General features: G+C 70.4%; 14 protein-coding genes. 4 read left to right on the top strand and 10 right to left on the bottom strand.

All coding sequences use genetic code 11. From position 1 onward, the window contains the following. Positions 1-20 precede the first annotated feature (20 nt). Entirely contained in the window at positions 21-1,889 is a 1,869-nt protein-coding gene (locus OG568_RS17520; RefSeq protein WP_329532260.1) for a ricin-type beta-trefoil lectin domain protein, read from the top strand. Positions 1,890-2,177: 288 nt separating this feature from the next. After that, positions 2,178-2,861: an SLATT domain-containing protein gene (locus tag OG568_RS17525; RefSeq protein WP_329532261.1), complete on the top strand. Its 684-nt coding sequence runs from the start codon at positions 2,178-2,180 to the stop codon at positions 2,859-2,861. A gap of 34 nt (positions 2,862-2,895) precedes the next feature. Here OG568_RS17525 and cimA read toward each other — a convergent pair whose 3' ends face one another. The 5 genes from cimA to ureA all read right to left on the bottom strand — a co-directional run bounded on the left by cimA (position 2,896) and on the right by ureA (position 8,983). Further along, positions 2,896-4,500, bottom strand: coding sequence for a citramalate synthase (cimA, locus tag OG568_RS17530; RefSeq protein ID WP_266431044.1), 1,605 nt, complete (start codon positions 4,498-4,500; stop codon positions 2,896-2,898). Positions 4,501-4,876: 376 nt separating this feature from the next. Then, complete coding sequence (locus OG568_RS17535; RefSeq protein WP_266591442.1) at positions 4,877-5,413, bottom strand: TetR/AcrR family transcriptional regulator; 537 nt, start codon at positions 5,411-5,413, stop codon at positions 4,877-4,879. An 80-nt stretch (positions 5,414-5,493) separates the two neighbouring features. Next, positions 5,494-6,531 (bottom strand): agmatine deiminase family protein, encoded by a 1,038-nt coding sequence (locus OG568_RS17540; protein ID WP_329532262.1) that lies wholly within the window; start codon positions 6,529-6,531, stop codon positions 5,494-5,496. Positions 6,532-6,545: 14 nt separating this feature from the next. Beyond that, positions 6,546-8,222: an urease subunit alpha gene (locus OG568_RS17545; protein ID WP_266690799.1), complete on the bottom strand. Its 1,677-nt coding sequence runs from the start codon at positions 8,220-8,222 to the stop codon at positions 6,546-6,548. Then, positions 8,219-8,983 carry an urease subunit gamma gene (gene ureA / locus OG568_RS17550; protein WP_329532263.1) on the bottom strand — a complete coding sequence of 255 codons (765 nt, stop codon included), beginning with the start codon at positions 8,981-8,983 and terminating at the stop codon, positions 8,219-8,221. Before ureA ends, OG568_RS17545 begins: the two co-directional genes overlap by 4 nt. A 142-nt stretch (positions 8,984-9,125) precedes the next feature. On the opposite strand from ureA, the gene OG568_RS17555 reads away from it, so the two are divergent. Further along, positions 9,126-10,559, top strand: a complete 1,434-nt coding sequence (locus OG568_RS17555; protein ID WP_329532264.1) for a cytosine permease — start codon at positions 9,126-9,128, stop codon at positions 10,557-10,559. Here the strand turns inward: OG568_RS17555 and OG568_RS17560 are convergent. The 4 genes from OG568_RS17560 to OG568_RS17575 all read right to left on the bottom strand — a co-directional run bounded on the left by OG568_RS17560 (position 10,506) and on the right by OG568_RS17575 (position 15,538). Then, positions 10,506-11,738, bottom strand: coding sequence for a KamA family radical SAM protein (locus OG568_RS17560; protein WP_329532265.1), 1,233 nt, complete (start codon positions 11,736-11,738; stop codon positions 10,506-10,508). The genes OG568_RS17555 and OG568_RS17560 overlap by 54 nt on opposite strands. A gap of 122 nt (positions 11,739-11,860) precedes the next feature. Continuing rightward, the gene (locus OG568_RS17565; RefSeq protein ID WP_329532266.1) at positions 11,861-12,931 is read right to left on the bottom strand and encodes a hypothetical protein; all 1,071 of its coding nucleotides are present in this window, start codon (positions 12,929-12,931) and stop codon (positions 11,861-11,863) included. 213 nt (positions 12,932-13,144) lie between these two features. After that, positions 13,145-14,233 (bottom strand): branched-chain amino acid aminotransferase, encoded by a 1,089-nt coding sequence (locus OG568_RS17570; protein ID WP_329532267.1) that lies wholly within the window; start codon positions 14,231-14,233, stop codon positions 13,145-13,147. Positions 14,234-14,494: 261 nt separating this feature from the next. Then, complete coding sequence (locus OG568_RS17575; protein ID WP_329532268.1) at positions 14,495-15,538, bottom strand: 3-isopropylmalate dehydrogenase; 1,044 nt, start codon at positions 15,536-15,538, stop codon at positions 14,495-14,497. 142 nt (positions 15,539-15,680) lie between these two features. Here OG568_RS17575 and OG568_RS17580 point away from each other — a divergent pair, with 142 nt between their 5' ends. Continuing rightward, positions 15,681-17,249, top strand: a complete 1,569-nt coding sequence (locus OG568_RS17580) for a purple acid phosphatase family protein (RefSeq protein WP_329532269.1) — start codon at positions 15,681-15,683, stop codon at positions 17,247-17,249. Between the two features lie 58 nt (positions 17,250-17,307). Here OG568_RS17580 and OG568_RS17585 read toward each other — a convergent pair whose 3' ends face one another. After that, positions 17,308-17,436 (bottom strand): hypothetical protein, encoded by a 129-nt coding sequence (locus OG568_RS17585; RefSeq protein ID WP_097286358.1) that lies wholly within the window; start codon positions 17,434-17,436, stop codon positions 17,308-17,310. Between the last annotated feature and the right edge of the window lie 170 nt (positions 17,437-17,606).

The raw sequence follows: 17,606 nt of genomic DNA on the forward strand, positions 1-17,606 counted from the left end.
ACCCAGAAGGGCGACGCGTCATGAGGAGATCCTCTCGGGCGGTCCGTTTTCTTCTCGCCGGACTGCTCACCACCGCAGGGCTGACCGCTGTCACGGCGGCGCCCGCGCACGCCGCGGGCGAACCCGTCACCGCCTGGCTGACCACGACGGACGACGACGGCGGACGCCATGTCGTCCGCGGGCTGCAGGCCCAGACGCCGTTCGCCTTCCAGGCCGGTGCCGGTGGCAGCGGCGAGAACATCACCGTCGACGAGAACACCCGCTACCAGACCTTCACCGGGGGCGGCGCGTCCTTCACCGACACCGCGGCCTGGCTGATGAACAGCAGCGGGGCGCTGTCGGCGGCCACACGGGACGCGACGATGCGCAAGCTGTTCTCGCCGACCGAGGGCATCGGGCTCTCGTTCCTGCGCAATCCGATGGGCGCGTCCGATCTCGCCCGCTACGGGTACACGTACGACGACGTGCCGGCCGGGCAGACCGACCCGTCCCTCTCGTCGTTCTCGATCGCGCACGATCTGGCCGATGTGGTGCCGCTGACCAAGCAGGCCCTCCAGCTGAACCCCTCGCTGACCGTGATGGCCTCGCCGTGGACCGCGCCCGCCTGGATGAAGGACAGCGGGCAGCTCAACGGGGGCTGGCTGAAGGCGGAGGACTACGGGGCGTACGCCTCGTACTTCGTGAAGTACCTCCAGGCGTACCGGGACCAGGGGGTGCCGGTCTCGTACGTCACCGCGCAGAACGAGCCGACGTGCTGCTCGGGGTATCCGTCGATGAGCTGGAACGCGTCGGGGCTCGCGTACTTCACGAAGAGTGAGCTGCTGCCGAAGCTGCAGGCCGCGGGGCTGTCCACGAAGGTGCTGGCGCACGACTGGAACTGGGACGTGTACGACTCGTACGCCGCCCAGACCGTCGACGACGCGGCCGTGCGCGCGCATCCGAACTTCGGGGGGATCGCCTGGCACGGGTACGGCGGGGACGTGGGCAAGCAGACGAGCGTGCACAACCAGTACCCGGGGGTGGACGCCTTCGGGACCGAGCACTCGGGTGGCACCTGGATCGCCAACCAGCAGCGCGAGGACATGCTCAACATCGTCGACTACACGCGGAACTGGGCGAAGTCGGTGACGAAGTGGTCACTGACCGTGGATCAGAACCGGGGGCCGCACAACGGGGGGTGCGGGACGTGCTCCGGGCTGATCACCGTCCACAACGGGGACGGCGCGAGCGGGCAGGTCGACTACACGATCGAGTACTACACGATGGGGCAGCTGACGAAGTTCGTGCGGCCGGGGGCTCAGCGGGTGGCCTCGACCGCGAGTACGGCGGTGCCGAACGTGGCGTGGCGCAATCCTGACGGTTCGAAGGCGCTGATCGCCTACAACGACTCCTCGTCCGCGAAGACCATGACCATCAACTGGGGCACGCAGCACGCGACGTACTCGCTGCCGGGCAAGACGTCCGCCACCTTCACCTGGGCCGGGACACAGGCCGGTGGGGGTGCGCAGTCGGGGGCCTTCGTGGGACTCGCGGGCAAGTGCCTCGATGTGGCGGGCGGTTCGACGACGAACGGGACGGCGGTGCAGCTGTACGACTGCAACGGGTCGACGGCGCAGCGCTGGACGGTACAGGCCGACGGGACCGTCCAGGCGCTCGGCAAGTGCCTGGACGTGGCCGGTGGTTCCACGGCCGACGGGGCGAAGGCCCAGCTGTACGACTGCAACGGCACGAGCGCCCAACGCTGGTCGTACAACGCGTCGACCGGAGACCTCGTCCAAACGGCCGCCGCCAAATGTCTCGACGTGACCGACAACTCGTCCGCGAACGGGGCACGGGCGCAGATCTGGTCGTGCACCGGGGCGGCCAATCAGAAGTGGCATCTGCAGTGACGGGTCACCCGCGCGGGTACGGCGGGAACCGGCCGGTCGTCTAGACGGGCTCGATCCACCGCCCTCCCCGCTGTCGCAGCGCCCGCATCCGCCGGTTCCTGAGCCCCTGGAGCCTGTGGGTGCGGGGCTGCCCCGGCCGGGCCGGTCGGGAGCTGCTCGCGCCGGGTGGCGATGCCGGCGAGCGGCGACTTGAGCCGATGGGGCCACACACCGCCGCTTACGCATACGATGCCTCTTTGCTGACGTCGGCAACACGGGCCGACTGGTCACGGCTGAAGGGCAGGGGGCATGCTCGAAAGACAGCGAGCCGCGGACATACAGGTGTCCCAACTCGCCGACCTGGACCGGTCACGGACGCGTGCGGACGTGCTGTGGGAACTGTTCCGGCACGCCGAGAGCGAGGTGATCGAGGCGATCGGCTGGTACCTGGCGCGTCGCCGCGTCCCGGCCCGCTGGTCGCGCTCACTGCGTGCCCTCACCGCGTTGCTGGGCATCGCCGGGACCCTCACGCCCTTGGTCCACACGGTGAGTCCGGGGACCGTGCAGGCCGAATGGGGATTCGTCTTCCTGGCCGCCGGCGCCGGCTGCGTGCTCTTCGACCGGATTTTCGGCTTCTCCGCTTCCTGGACGCGCTACATCAGGAGCGAATTGGCGTTGCAGCACATTCTCAAGAGGGCCCAGAGCGAATGGACCCAGAGTTTCCTCAGGGTCACCGATTCCCCCAGCGACAAGGACCAGGCCGCGCTGCTGGGGGTGATCGAGCGCCTTCGACTGGATGCCCAGCGCGTCATGGAGGACGAGAGCACGAGCTGGGTGGGCTATCTCGCGGAAGGAGTCGAGGAGCTGACCCGTTCCACGGCCCACCCCTCGGCGCAGCGGGCGGGGTCCGCCGGACTTCTCCGGCTGGATCGCCCGCCCGTGCGCGACCGGGGCGGTGACCCCGTGCAGAGGTCGCGCGAGACGGCCTTGTGACCCGGCGGCCGCCTCGGCCGTTGCCTGTGCGGATCTACTCGGCGGGCTCGACCCCGGCCCGCAGCAGGCCGTACGTGTACGCGTCCTCCAGCGACTGCCAGGACGCCGCGATCACGTTCTCCGCGACGCCCACCGTGGACCACTCCCCCACACCGTCGGAGGTGGAGATGAGGACACGGGTGGTGGACTGGGTGCCGTGCTTGCCCTCGAGGATGCGGACCTTGTAGTCCACCAGCTCCAGCTTGGCGAGCTGGGGGTAGATCTTTTCGAGGGCGACACGCAGGGCGCGGTCGAGGGCGTTGACCGGACCGTTGCCCTCCGCCGTGGCGACGATGCGCTCGCCCTTGGCGAAGAGTTTGACGGTCGCCTCGTTGGCGTGGGTGCCGTCGGGGCGGTCCTCGACGATCGCGCGCCAGGACTCGACCTGGAAGTACTTGCGGGCCCGACCCTCGGCCTCCTCGCGGAGCAGGAGTTCGAAGGACGCGTCCGCGGCCTCGTACGTGTAGCCCTTGAGCTCGCGTTCCTTGACGCGTTCCACGACGCGGCCCACCAGCTCGCGGTCGCCGCCGAGGTCGATGCCGAGTTCCTTGCCCTTGAGCTCGATCGAGGCTCGGCCCGCCATGTCGGAGACCAGCATCCGCATGGTGTTGCCGACCTGCTCGGGGTCGATGTGCTGGTACAGGTCCGGATCGACCTTGATGGCCGAGGCGTGCAGGCCCGCCTTGTGGGCGAAGGCCGAGACGCCGACGTACGGCTGGTGCGTGGAGGGGGTGAGGTTGACGACCTCGGCGATCGCGTGCGAGATACGGGTCATCTCACGCAGGTGGCCCTCGGGCAGGACCTTCTTGCCGTACTTCAGCTCCAGGGCGGCCACGACCGGGAACAGGTTGGAGTTGCCGACCCGCTCGCCGTAGCCGTTCGCCGTGCACTGCACGTGGGTCGCGCCCGCGTCGACGGCGGCCAGGGTGTTCGCGACCGCGCAGCCCGTGTCGTCCTGGGCGTGCATGCCGAGCCGGGCGCCGGTGTCGGAGAGGACCGTGCCGACGACCGCCTGGACCTGGGCGGGGAGCATGCCGCCGTTGGTGTCGCAGAGGATGACGACGTCGGCGCCCGCCTCGGAGGCCGCGCGGACGACGGCCTTCGCGTACTCGGGGTTCGCGCGGTAGCCGTCGAAGAAGTGCTCGCAGTCGACGAAGACCCGGCGGCCTTGCGAGCACAGGTAGGCGACCGTGTCGCGGACCATCTCCAGGTTTTCGTCGAGGGTGGTGCGCAGTGCGAGTTCGACGTGGCGGTCGTGGGACTTGGCGACCAGGGTGATCACCTGGGCACCGGAGTCCAGAAGGGCCTTGACCTGCGGGTCCTCGCTCGCCTTGCCGCCCGCGCGGCGGGTGGCGCCGAACGCGACCAGCTGGGCGTGCTTGAAGTCGATCTCCTGCTGGGCGCGGGCGAAGAACTCGGTGTCCCGCGGGTTGGCGCCGGGCCAGCCGCCCTCGATGAAGCCCACCCCGAAGTCGTCCAGGTGCCGTGCGATGGCCAGCTTGTCCGCCACGGTGAGGTTGATGCCCTCACGCTGCGCGCCGTCGCGCAGGGTCGTGTCGAAGACGTGGAACGAATCGTCGAGCTCGCTGGTTTCGGTCATGGTGTTCGGCTCCTGATGTTGGATCTCGGTCTGTACCGGAATGACCGGCTCCACCGTCCTCCAATGATCCCTCGCGCTCCCTTCCCGGCTTGAGGTGGGCCAGGAAAACGAAAAACCTCTCGCGGGTGCGAGAGGTCTGCGCGCGGGTCGAGGACGACGATGTCCGCCCGTACGTGGTGGTACGTGGCGGTCACTGCGGACCGGCGCGCCTGCTGCCAATAATCATGGCGAACGAGAGCACGGGGGCAGTCTGGCACATACCGTCCCGATGCTCACGGGTTGTCTCAGGATGCGAGCCGCGCCTTCGGCTCCGAGGCGCCGGGGAAGTGCTGGACGCGGCCGGTGCGCAGATCCCGTACATACGCGCCGGGAACGGTCAGCTCAGGGATTCGTCCAGGAATTCCCTTACGTGGAGCAGGATCCGCTCCCTGTCCGTGCCGCGCAGTCCGATCGCCACATGGATGGAGAAGCCGTCGAGGAGGGCCCGCAGCCGGGCGGCGCAGCGGTCCGGGTCGACCGGCCGGAACTCGCCGCGCGAGACACCCTCGGCGAGCAGCGCGACCAGGTCGCGGTGCCAGGCGCCCTCGATGGTGACCTGCCGCTCACGGGCGTCGTCGTCGGCGTTCTGCGAGCGGTTCCAGACCTCCAGCCAGAGCGTCCAGTGCGGGTCGCGGTGGCCGTCGGGGACGTACAGGTCGACATACGCGTCGAGCCGCTCGCGGACGGGGCCCCGCGCGGCGAGCAACCGGCCGCGTTCGGCTCCGAGCCGCCCCTCGCTCCACTCCAGGGTCTGCAGCAGCAGCTCGTCCTTGGAGTGGAAGTAGTAGAGGAGATGCCCGCTGCTCATACCGACCTCGCGGCCGAGCGCCGCCATGGTGAGCTTCTCCAGACCGCGCTCGGCGATCATGTCCATGGCGGCGGCCAGCACGTCCTCGCGCGGAGGCGCGTTCTTCCTCCGCGGCGCGCTGTCCCCTGCCACGTGCGACTCCTGGTTCAGATCCTCGGCTGCTGCTGGGTGATGCAGTGGATGCCACCGCCTCCGGCAAAGATCGTACGTGCGTCCACCAGTGTCACCGTCCGCTCGGGGAAGAGCCGTCGGAAGATGCCGGCCGCGAGCTCGTCTCGCGGGTCGTCGAAGCCGCAGAGGACCACGCCGCCGTTGCAGAGGTAGTGGTTGATGTAGGAGTAGTCGGCCCAGTGGCCGTCGGCCTCCAGGACCGTCGGGGCCTGGACCTCGACGACCTCCAGGCGGCGCCCGCGCGCGTCGGTCGCGGCCTTGAGCAGGCCGATGACCTCCTTGGTCACCTCGTGGTCGGGGTGCGCCGGGTCCGGCTGGGAGTGCGCGACCACGACTCCGGGGCGGGCGAAGGCGGCCACGATGTCGACGTGGCCGAGCGTGCCGAAGCCGTGCGGGGGATAGTCGCCGGTCAGCCCGCGCGGCAGCCAGATCGCCTTGCGGGTGCCGAGGTGGGCGTGGATCTCCGTCTCCACCTGCTCGCGCGTCCAGCCGGGGTTGCGCTCGGGGCCCAGCTGCACGGTCTCGGTCAGGAGCACGGTCCCCTCGCCGTCGACATGGATCGCACCGCCCTCGTTGACCAGCTTCGAGGCGTACGTCTTCGCCCCCGCGAGGTCCGAGACAGCCGCGCCGATCTTGGCGTCGTGCTCCCAGCGGGCCCAGCCCTGGGCGCCCCAGCCGTTGAACGTCCAGTCCACCGCGGCCAGTTCGCCCTTCCCGTTGGTGAGGAAGGTGGGGCCGATGTCGCGCATCCAGGCGTCGTCGAGTTCGCGTTCGACGGTGTCGACGTCCGGGCCGAGCAGCGCCCGGGCCCCGTCCGACTGGCCCGGCCCGCACACGACCGTCACCGGCTCGAACCGGCGGATCGCGCACGCCACCGCCGCCCAGGCCGCGCGCGCCTCGGCGAGGTCGTCGGCGTTGTCGAAGGTGGGGTTGGGGCCCGGCCACGCCATCCAGGTGCGCTCGTGCGGGGTCCACTCGGCGGGCATCCGGAAACCGTCGGCGGCAGGGGTCATGACGTGCACCTTCATCAGAGGAAGTAGAGGCGGTTGAGGGAGACCGAGTCGGCGGGCTCGGAGCGCAGCGGGTCACCGTCGAGGGTGACCAGGCCGGTGCGCTGGTCGACGTCGACGGATCCGGTACGGGAGTTGAGGCGCAGGTCGGCGGGGCCGATCCCGCGGGTGCCGCGCACGGCGACCCGGCGCCGGCGCGTCGGCATGAGGTCGTTGCCCTGGTCGAGGGCGGCCTGGGCGACGAAGGCGACCGAGATCTCGGCGGGCGTCGCGCCGTGCGCCCCGAACTGCGGCCCCAGGACGAGGGGTTCGCAGGTGTCGGTGGCGGCGTTCGGGTCGCCGACGACGCCGTACGCCGGGAAGCCGGACTTGAGGACGAGCTGCGGCTTGGCGCCGAAGAACTCCGGGCGCCACAGGACGATGTCGGCGAGCTTGCCGACCTCGATCGAGCCGACCTCGTGGGCGAGTCCGTGCGCGATGGCGGGGTTGATGGTGAGCTTGGCCATGTAGCGCAGGACGCGCTCGTTGTCGTGGTCCACGTCCGTCGGGGCGCCGCGCTCGGCCTTCATCTTTCCGGCCATCGCGAAGGTGCGGCGTACGGTCTCGCCCGCGCGCCCCATGCCCTGCGCGTCCGAGGAGGTGATCCCGATCGCGCCCAGGTCGTGCAGCACGTCCTCGGCGCCCATGGTCCCGGCGCGGATCCGGTCGCGGGCCATGGCCGCGTCGCCGGGCAGGTCGGTCTTCAGGTCGTGGACGGAGACGATCATGCCGTAGTGCTCGGCGACCGCGTCCCGGCCGAAGGGCAGGGTGGGGTTGGTGGAGGAGCCGATGACGTTCGGGACCCCCGCCATCTTCAGGACGTTCGGCACGTGTCCGCCGCCGCAGCCCTCGATGTGGAAGGCGTGGATGGTCCGGCCTTCGAGGACGCGCAGGGTGTCCTCGACCGACAGGCATTCGTTCAGCCCGTCGCTGTGGAGGGCGACCTGGACGTCGTGCTCCTCGGCGACGCGCAGCGCGGTGTCGAGGGCGCGGGTGTGGGCGCCCATGTCCTCGTGCACCTTGAAGCCGCTCGCGCCCCCCTCGGCCAGGGCCTCGACGAGGGGGGCGGCGTCGGAGGACGAACCCCGGCCCAGGAAGCCGATGTTGACCGGCCAGGCGTCGAAGGCGTTGAAGGCGTGGCGCAGCGCCCAGGGCGAGTTGACGCCGACGCCCCACACGGGCCCGAACTCCTGGCCGATGATCGTGGTGACGCCGGAGGCGAGCGAGGCCTCCATGATGCGCGGCGACAGCAGGTGGACGTGGGTGTCGACGGCTCCGGCGGTGGCGATGAGGCCCTCGCCCGAGACGATCGACGTGCCCGTACCGACCACCACGTCGACCCCGTCGAGGGTGTCGGGGTTCCCGGCCCGCCCGATCGAGCAGATCCGCCCCTCGCGGATGCCGATGGAGACCTTGCGGATCCCTTGGACCGCGTCGATCACCACCACGTTGCTGATGACGACGTCACAGGTATCGCGGACGGCGGCGGCCTTGAGGTGCAGTCCGTCGCGGGCGGTCTTGCCGAAGCCGGCGAGGAACTCGTCACCGTGGCGCTGGGCGTCGGACTCGACGCGGATGGTCAGCCCGGAGTCGCCGAGGCGGACGCGATCGCCGGCGCGGGGGCCGTGGGTGGCGGCGTACTCGTATGGATTCATCGCGACTCAGCTCCCTGCGTTTCCCCGGTCTCCCCGGAGTCCCCGCCGTCTCCGGAGTCCCCGCCGTCTCCGGCGGCCCCGGCGTCCCCGACTCCGAGGTACCCGCAGGCGGCGGCCCTGCGCAGGGCCTCCTCCCTGGCTCCGGGCGCGTCCAGCGGCCCGTCGACCAGTCCCGCGAAGCCGATGGCGATCCGTTCACCGCTGATGGGCAGCAGCCCGACCTCGGCGCTCTCGCCCGGTCCGAAGCGCACGGAGGACCCGGCCGGGACCGCGAGCCGCATCCCGTAGGCCGTCGCCCGCGCGAAGTCCAGCCGCGGGTTGGCCTCGAAGAAGTGGAAGTGCGAGGTCACTGAGACGGGCACGGTCGCGGTGTTGGTGACCGTCAGCCGCACGACCGCGGCGGGCTCGGCGTGCTCCGGCCCCGGCAGCAGTGCGCCCGGCGCCCGCTCCCCCAGCCCTCCCCCGATGGGGTCGCCGACGACCGCGAGCCGGGACCCGTCGTCGAAGACGGCCTCGACGTGCACCTCGGTGACGACATCGGCGACGCCCGGCAGGACGTCGTCCGGGCCGAGCACCGCGCGGGCCGCCGCGATCGCCTCGGCGAGCCGGCGCCCGTCCCGGGCCGCCTCGCAGACGGTGTCCGCGATGAGGGCGGTCGCCTCGGGGACGTTCAGCCTGAGGCCCCGGGCGCGGCGGGCACGGGCCAGCTCCGCGGCCCCGAAGAGCAGCAGCCGGTCACGTTCCGTGGGGGTCAGTCTCATGTCCGGGCACCTCCTTGCCTTCCTCGATTTAGAGCACCACTCTAAACGTAGATTCATGGAACGGAAAGATTGACATCCGGAATCTGGTCACAGACATTGAACGTCGCTCTAACTCTCGGGCGGCCGTCGAAGGAGACCAGCCATGCCGATCGAACAGCGCGGAGTCGACACCATCCCGGACGAGGAACGCACCAGCGGTCCCAAGGACCTCGTCTCGATCCTGCTGGGGTCGAACCTCTGTCTGGGCGTGATCATCTTCGGCTGGCTGCCGCCGTCCTTCGGGCTCGACTGGTGGTCGTCGGTGAGCGCGATCGTGGCGGGCACGGTGATCGGCACGGCGCTCACCGCGCCGCTCGCGCTGGTGTCCCTGCGCACCGCGACGAACCTCTCCACCTCCTCCGGCGCCCAGTTCGGCGTGCGCGGACGGCTGGTCGGCTCGGTCGTCGGACTGCTGCTCGCCCTCGGCTACACCGCGCTGACCGTCTGGATCGGCGGCGATGTGATGGTGAGCGTGCTGGGCCGGCTGTTCGGGCTGCCGGCGAACGGACTGTCGTACGCCGTCGTCTACGCCGTCCTCGCCGCCGCCACCGTCGCGGGCGCGGTGTACGGCTACCGGGTGCTGCTCACGATGTCCCGGGTCCTCGCGGTCGGCATGACCGCGCTCCTCGCGCTCGGCGTGCTCGCCTACGCGCCGCACTTCACCACCGCCGCGCTGCCGGAGACCGGCGGCTATCTGCTGGGCTCGTTCTGGCCGACCTGGCTGCTGGCGGCGGTCGCGGCGGGCCTGTCCGGACCGATCGCGTTCATCACCCTGCTGGGCGACTACACGCGCTACATCTCCCCCTCACGGCACTCCTCCCGTACGGTCCTGCACGCCACCTGGCTGGGCCTGATCGCCGGGCTGCTGGTCCCCCAGCTCTTCGGCACCTTCACGGCGTACGCGGCCCGCGCGGCCCTCGACTACGCGGGGCCGCTGGTCTCCGCCTCCCCCACCTGGTACCTGGTCCCGCTGCTGCTCGCCGCGTCCGCCGGGTCGGTCGGCAACGCGGGCCTGATGCTCTACTCCATGGGCCTGGACCTGGACGCGATCCTGCCGAAGGCCTCGCGCGCCCGGGCCACGTTCACGGTCGCCGTCGTCGCCACCGTCTGTGTCTTCGTCGGCCACTACGCCTGGAACGCGCAGTCCGCGATGACGTCCTTCGTGCTCCTGCTGACCGCCATCGGCACCCCGTGGGCGGTCATCACCCTCATCGGCTTCGCCCGCTGCCGCGGAATCTACGACCCGGACGCCCTCCAGGTCTTCAACCGCCGCGCCCGGGGCGGAATCTACTGGTACCGCGCGGGCTGGAACGTCCAGGCGACGGTGGCATGGGCGCTGGGCGCGTTCGTCGGCCTCCTCGCCGTGTCACTGCCGTCGTACCAGGGGCCACTGCTGTCCCTCACCGGTGGAGTGGACTGCAGTTTCGTCCTGTCGGGCCTGGTCGGCGGCCTCGTCTGTCTGGCGCTGTCTCCGAAGCCGGAGTCACACCGGGTCGAGGCCGGGCAGGAACCGGCTCGCGCCGAAAGCGGGCTTTAGGTCGGTGAACCAGGTGGCGTGCTCGTCGTACGCGGCGAGGAACGGGCGGCCCACCAGCTCCGGGTCGCGGGCCTGGATGAGGTGGAGCACGAAGACCTTCTCGCCGGCCACCTCCGTGATCCCGTCCACGCACACCTTGCCGGGCATCGCCGACATGATCGGGCCGCGCACGGTCCGCGCGAGGCCGGACACCCGGGCGTAGGCGTCGCGGAAGATCTGGTGACCGCGGGCGAGCGGCACCCCGAAGTAGCCCTGCGGACCGGTGTCCCGCTCCACGAACTGGTAGTACGGCACCGCCCCCAGCGCGGTCGTCTCGTTCCACAGCCCGGCCCACGCCTCGGCGCTGTCGTTGATCCCCTTGACCAGCGGGCCCTGGCAGCGGATCACGGCACCCGTGTCGCGCACCCGGCGCATCGCCTCGCGCACCACCGGGGGCCGCAGCTCCTGGGGATGGGTGAAGTGGGCCATCAGCGCGAGGTGGCGGCCGCTCGCGACGACCTTCTCGAACAGGCGCAGCACTTCGTCGGCGTCGCGGTCGGTGAGGAAACGGTACGGCCAGAAGGCGAGCGACTTGGTGCCGATGCGGATCGACTGGAGGGACTCGATCTCCAGGAGCGGTTCGACGTAGCGGCGCAGCACCTCGGTGCTCATCACCATCGGGTCGCCGCCTGTGATGAGCGCGCTGGTGACCTCCGGATGGGCACGCAGATAGGCGGACGTGGCGGCGATGTCGTCGGTCGCGATGCGCAGGTCGGACTCGCCGACGAACTGGGGCCAACGGAAGCAGTACGTGCAGTACGCGTGGCAGGTCTGGCCCTGGCGCGGGAAGATCAGCACCGTTTCCGGGTACTTGTGCTGGAGGCCGGTGAGCCGCTGCCCCTCGTGCACGGGAACGTTGGCGTCGAGCTGGCCGGAGGGGTGCGGGTTGAGCTTCATCCGGATCTCGTGGGCCGCGCGCAGGACGTCGGCCTTCGGGGCGTCCTGGGCGAGCAGGTCCGCCATCTGCTTGAGGTCGGGCTCGGGCAACATCTCGGCCTGCGGGAACGTCAGCCGGAAGATCGGGTCGTCGGGCACGGCCGCCCAGTCGATCAACTCGTCGACCACGTAGGTGTTCGTACGGAACGGCAGGACGGCCGCCACGGCCCGCAGGGCGAGTCGCTCGGCGGGGGGCAGGGACACGCGCCTCAGCAGGCCGTCCAGGTCACGGGGCGTGAAGGCGCGAAAGCGGGGGCTCGTGTGCGGAGACCGGGGGCTCGTGTGCGGAGCGGGGTGGAGCGCTGAACTCATAGGTGCCGGGGCCTCTATTCCGTGACCAGAACCGGCGGCCGCAACTCGACGAAGGCGGCCGCCGACGCATCGTACTTCTCCGCGAAGTGCTGCATGAGCAGCCCGTGCAGCTCACTTTCGTCGTCGACGACGATCAGTTCGTGCGCGTCCCGCACGCCCAAGGCCTGGCTGTACGCGGAGAGTTGGTCGAGGCGGTGACGGGCCATGTACGACACGAGGTCGTGCCCGGCGACGTACAGACAGTCGTCCGCGTAGACGAAGCGGCAGCTGAACTCCCGGCGGCCGTCGGTCGCGTCGACCAGGGTCAGCGGCAGATGGGTGAAGCGCTCCATCGGCTTGCTCTGCTGCCACAGTTCGTCGAAGCGTTGTTCGACGAAGGCGCCGAGCGGGGAGCGGACGGCGACCTCGAGCTGGACGCCCTCGCCGGAGAGGCGGCCGACGGTGAGGAAGGAGACGAGGGAGCGGTCGTCCCAGCGGTAGAGGGTCACGCCGGGGGACGTGGAGCAGAGGCGCACTTCGAGGAGGTGGCGGCAGTTCTCGTCGAGGCGGAGCGCGAAGCGGTCCAGGGTCCTCAGGTTGCGCATGATGTCGCGGCGGATGTCGGCGCTCTGCTCGCCCAGTTCACGGCCGCGCAGGATGACCGCGAGCGAGTCGGGGTCGAGGAGCAGGATCTGCACGCGGGCGCCGTGCCCGGTGGCCGCCTTGATGCCACGGAAGAGGCGCTCGGAGAACTGCGGGCCGAAGACGCTGGAGAAGGTGTCGAGGACCTTGACGTTCGAGGTCGAGCCGTAGACCTGGGCGCTGAACCACTCGTAGTCCAGCCGGGTGTGCTCGCGGACCCGGCCCTCCTGGGCGCGGCTGATCAGCGGGCCGATCACGAAGACGGTGACGACGACGCCGACGATGTCGGTGCCGAGGTTGAGGGTGAGGTTCTCCTCGTAGTTGTCCATCCGCGAGCTGCTCCACAGGAGGAGTGCGGCGACGGCGGCCAGCAGGACGAGGACCGTGAGGCTCTGGGGACGGCGCGGGGTACGGAGGGTGCGCAGCAGCCAGCGCAGTCGTGGTATCGGCGACCCTGCGCTCACCTGCGCTCCCTCCGTGGCCGTGCGGGCACACGGGAGGGCGGCACGCTCCCCCCGTGGAATCTGTGGATACCCGTGTCACAGAGCCGCTACGCGTCGAACGAACCACCGGCCCCCGCACCCCTGTCGGGGAGGCGGGGACCGGTGGGAGACGGGAGACGTGCGTGACCGGAGGTCGACGGGCGCGAGGGGGGGCCAGGGGGGCGAGAGGTGCCTCTAGCCCAGCGGGTGCATCCAGCCGTGCTTGTCCTCGCTGATGCCGCGCTGGATGTCGAGGAGCGCCTCGCGCAGCTTCAGGGTGACCTCGCCGGGCTCGCCGCCGGACTGCAGCCACTCGGTGCCGGTGCGCTTGACCGTGCCGACGGGGGTGATGACCGCGGCCGTGCCGCAGGCGAAGACCTCGGTCAGGGTGCCGTTCTCCGCGTCGCGCTGCCACTGGTCGATGGAGACGCGGCCCTCCTCGGAGGTGTAGCCGAGGTCGCGGGCGACGGTGAGGAGGGAGTCGCGGGTGACGCCTTCCAGGATGGAGCCGGTGAGGGACGGCGTGATGATCTTGTCCCCGTACACGAAGTACAGGTTCATGCCGCCGAGCTCCTCGATCCACTTGTGCTCGACCGCGTCGAGGTAGCAGACCTGGGCGCAGCCCTTCGCCGCGGCCTCGGCCTGGGCGAGGAGGGAGGCCGCGTAGTTGCCGCCGGTCTTCGCGTCGCCCATGCCGCCGGGCACGGCGCGGACGTGGTCCTCGGAGACCCAGATGGAGACGGGCTTGACGCCGCCCGGGAAGTACGCGCCCGCGGGGGACGCGATGACGAGGAAGAGGTACTCGTTGGCGGGCTTCACCCCCAGGCCGACCTCGGTCGCGATCATGAACGGGCGCAGATAGAGCGACTCCTCGCCGCCGTGCGTCGGGACCCAGTCGAGGTCCTGCTGGACCAGCACGTCACAGGCCTCGATGAACGTCTCCACGGGCAGCTCCGGCATGCCCAGCCGACGGGCGGAGGCCTGGAAGCGCCGGGCGTTCTTGTCCGGGCGGAAGGTGGCGACGGAGCCGTCGGGCTGGCGGTAGGCCTTGAGGCCCTCGAAGATCTCCTGCGCGTAGTGCAGGGTCATGTTCGCGGGGTCGAGGGAGAGCGGGCCGTACGGAACGAGCTGGCCGTCGTGCCAGCCACGGCCCTCGGTCCACTTGATCGTCACCATGTGGTCGGTGAAGTGGCGGCCGAACCCGGGGTTGGCGAGGATCGCCTCGCGCTCCGCCGCGGAGCGGGGCTGCGAAGAGGGCTTGAGCTCGATCGTGGGCGTCGTCATGTGGTTGTCCTTCACCGGTTGTGTGTGACGGGCCGCGCTCACGCCTGTACTGCCAGTGGCCAGTGCTAGGACGTCCGAGCATTCCCTCATTCCGCGGCTCCGCGTTCGATTATTGCGTGCGCGCAGCCATGGACGAAACGGGGTGAACACGGCCCGGGGGTTGCCCAGGGGTTGATGGTGGCACCCGGCGAGGGCATAGGAAAAGCCGCCGGGCGCGGATGCGACCCGGCGGCTCCTACGAGATGTAAGTGGCGCGGCGGGTCAGCCGGCTACTCGTACGGCGAGCGCGTCGCCGATTTCCTCGGTGCTGCGGGCGGGCTTGCCCACGCGCTCGGCGAGGTCGGCCGAGACGGCGTCCTCGATGCGGGCGGCCTCGGCCTCGTAGCCGAGGTGGCGCAGCAGGAGGGCGACGGACAGGACGGTGGCGCTGGGGTCGGCCTTGCCCTGGCCCGCGATGTCGGGCGCCGAGCCGTGCACGGGCTCGAACATCGAGGGGAACTCGCCGGAGGGGTTGATGTTCCCGCTCGCGGCGACGCCGATGCCGCCGGAGACGGCCGCGGCGAGGTCGGTGATGATGTCGCCGAAGAGGTTGTCGGTGACGATCACGTCGAAGCGCGCGGGGTCCGTGACGAGGTAGATCGTCGCGGCGTCCACGTGGATGTAGTCCGTGGTGACCTCGGGGAACTCCTCGGCCACCTTGTTGAAGACGTTCGTCCAGAGGTGACCCGCGAAGGTCAGCACGTTGTTCTTGTGGACCAGCGTCAGCTTCTTGCGCGGGCGGGCCTGCGCGCGGGCGAAGGCGTCGCGGACGACACGCTCGACACCGAAGGCCGTGTTGACGGAGACCTCGGTGGCGACCTCGTGCTCGGTGCCCTTGCGGATCGTGCCGCCGTTGCCGGTGTACGGGCCCTCGGTGCCCTCGCGGACCACGACGAAGTCGATCTCCGGCTGGCCGGCCAGCGGGGTGGCGACACCCGGAAGGAGCTTCGACGGACGCAGGTTGACGTGGTGGTCGAAGGCGAAGCGGAGCTTGAGCAGGAAGCCGCGCTCCAGGACGCCGGACGGGACCGAGGGGTCACCGATCGCGCCGAGCAGGATCGCGTCGTGCTGCTTGAGGGCGTCGAGGTCGGCCTCGGTGAGGGTCTCACCGGTTGCGTAGTAGCGCTTGGCCCCGAAGTCGAACTCCTTGGTCTCCAGCTTCACATCCTGCGGAAGGACGGCGGAGAGCACCTTCAGCCCCTGGGCCACGACCTCCTGGCCGATGCCGTCACCGGGGATCACTGCGAGATTGATGCTGCGAGACATGAAGGCACCGTACTCCGTGTCCCATGGAATGACACGAGGTGTCCGCCATCCGGACACCGCCGGGGTGTCGCGGATCGTTTCGTCGACGTGCGTTCACCCGTAAGTACGGCGGGCGTTGGGACGTGCTGGGAACTTCACCGACATGGACCTTCCCGACTTCGGCATTCCGCAGCAGCTCGCGAGCCGGATGAGCATGGCCGAGCAGTACGAGTACCTGCGTACGAGGCTCACGCGGCGCCGCGCCCTGGTGTCGGCGGGCGCGTTCGCGGGCGGCGGGCTGCTGGCCGGCTGCTCGTCCCCGTCGGGGACGGTGACGCGCGGCTCCGCCACGGGCGCGAGCGTCACCGGACAGGTGCACGGTTCCGTCGTCACCCCCTTCGGCCGCCATCTCGCCTTCGGCGCCGACCCGAAGAGCCAGATGCGCGTCTCCTGGCAGGTGCCGCTCGCCGTCCGCAGGCCGTATCTGCGGGTGGGCACGCATCCCGGGCAGCTGAGCCGGAAGATCGAGGCCGAGGTCCGCGCCCTGCACACGCCGGGGGTCAAGGGCGTACGGCCGGCACTGGAGCAGTACTACGTGCACGCGGCCCTGGACGGTCTGCGGCCCGGCACGACGTACTACTACGGCGTCGGCCACGACGGCTTCGACCCGACCTCACCGGCGCACAGCTCGACCATCGGCTCCTTCCGTACGGCGCCGGCGAGCCCCCGGAAGTTCGTGTTCACCGCCTTCGGCGACCAGGGCGTCAGCTCGGCCGCGCTCGCCAACGACAAGGTGCTGCTGCGCCAGCAACCCGCCTTCCACCTCCACGCGGGTGACATCTGCTACGCGGACGGGACGGGACAGGGCAAGAAGTCGGACGGGTTCGACCCCGGGTACTGGGACCTGTTCCTCAAGCAGACCGAGCCGGTGGCGAAGTCGGTGCCGTGGATGGTGACGACCGGCAACCACGACATGGAGGCCTGGTACTCGCCGGACGGGTACGGCGGCCAGGCGGCCCGTTTCTCCCTCCCGGACAGCGGCTTCGACCCGCGGACGGCACCGGGTGTCTACTCCTTCACCTACGGCAACGTCGGCATCGTGGCGCTGGACGCGAACGACGTGTCGTACGAGATTCCCGCCAACCAGGGCTACACGGGCGGCCGGCAGACGAAGTGGCTGGACCGGAAGCTGGGCGAGCTGCGCTCCTCGGCGACGGTGGACTTCATCGTGGTCTTCTTCCACCACTGCGCCTACTCGACGTCCGCGCACGCCTCCGACGGCGGGGTGCGCGCGCAGTGGCTGCCGCTCTTCGCCAGGCACCAGGTGGATCTGGTGATCAACGGGCACAACCACGTGTACGAGCGGACGGACGCCATCAAGAAGGGCGCGGTGGGCCGTTCGGTGCCGGTGGGCGGCTCGACGGATCCGACACGGGACGGGATCGTCTACGTCACCGCGGGTGGCGGCGGCAAGGATCTGTACGGCTTCCCGTCGGGAGTGAAGGACAGCTACGAGGGGCACGTCGGCCGCCACGAGCCCGTGAGCAGCTTCCACTGGACCAAATCTCAGGACCAGCAGCGGGAGACGGTGGAGTGGTCCCGGGTGCGGTACGCCGGCTTCTCCTTCCTCTCCGTGGAGGCGGAGGCGGGCACGGCGCCCCGGCTCAAGGTGTCGGCGCTCGCGGAGAGCGGCAGGCGCATCGACCACTTCGAGGTGCGGCGCGGGGCGTGAACCCCGCGTCGCACCCCGTGCGGGTGCGGCTCCCGGTACGAAAGGTGGTGCGGGCGGGTCAGTGACCCGTCTCGCCGCCGTTGTCCCTGCGGTCGAGGGCGCGCTGGAGGGCGGCGGCCGCGTTCTTACGGTCGGACTCACTCGTGCGGGACACGTGGCGGACTCGGCGGACGGTCGTCTCGGCCATGATGGATCGACTCCTTGCCTCCGGAAAGCGGCCCGGAAGGGACCACCGGAAGTGCGATGAGGAAGGGATACGAGACGCCGGGGCGGGGATCGGTGCCGCAGGGGTTGCCTGCCAGGGGCACCGGCTCACGACCGCCATTCGCTTGGTCTAGCGAGACGTTCGGCTCCTAC

This window comes from Streptomyces sp. NBC_01450, from assembly GCF_036227505.1.
Classification (GTDB): Bacteria; Actinomycetota; Actinomycetes; order Streptomycetales; family Streptomycetaceae; genus Streptomyces.

Excerpts from the sequence above, each read along its gene's own strand:
- OG568_RS17540 (WP_329532262.1), bottom strand. The coding sequence starts at position 6,531 with ATGACCCCTGCCGCCGACGGTTTCCGGATGCCCGCCGAGTGGACCCCG.
- OG568_RS17520 (WP_329532260.1), top strand. The coding sequence starts at position 21 with ATGAGGAGATCCTCTCGGGCGGTCCGTTTTCTTCTCGCCGGACTGCTC.
- OG568_RS17535 (WP_266591442.1), bottom strand. The coding sequence starts at position 5,413 with ATGGACATGATCGCCGAGCGCGGTCTGGAGAAGCTCACCATGGCGGCG.
- OG568_RS17545 (WP_266690799.1), bottom strand. The coding sequence starts at position 8,222 with ATGAATCCATACGAGTACGCCGCCACCCACGGCCCCCGCGCCGGCGAT.
- OG568_RS17525 (WP_329532261.1), top strand. The coding sequence starts at position 2,178 with ATGCTCGAAAGACAGCGAGCCGCGGACATACAGGTGTCCCAACTCGCC.
- OG568_RS17575 (WP_329532268.1), bottom strand. The coding sequence starts at position 15,538 with ATGTCTCGCAGCATCAATCTCGCAGTGATCCCCGGTGACGGCATCGGC.
- OG568_RS17585 (WP_097286358.1), bottom strand. The coding sequence starts at position 17,436 with ATGGCCGAGACGACCGTCCGCCGAGTCCGCCACGTGTCCCGCACGAGT.
- OG568_RS17580 (WP_329532269.1), top strand. The coding sequence starts at position 15,681 with ATGGACCTTCCCGACTTCGGCATTCCGCAGCAGCTCGCGAGCCGGATG.
- cimA (WP_266431044.1), bottom strand. The coding sequence starts at position 4,500 with ATGACCGAAACCAGCGAGCTCGACGATTCGTTCCACGTCTTCGACACG.
- OG568_RS17570 (WP_329532267.1), bottom strand. The coding sequence starts at position 14,233 with ATGACGACGCCCACGATCGAGCTCAAGCCCTCTTCGCAGCCCCGCTCC.
- OG568_RS17555 (WP_329532264.1), top strand. The coding sequence starts at position 9,126 with ATGCCGATCGAACAGCGCGGAGTCGACACCATCCCGGACGAGGAACGC.
- ureA (WP_329532263.1), bottom strand. The coding sequence starts at position 8,983 with ATGAGACTGACCCCCACGGAACGTGACCGGCTGCTGCTCTTCGGGGCC.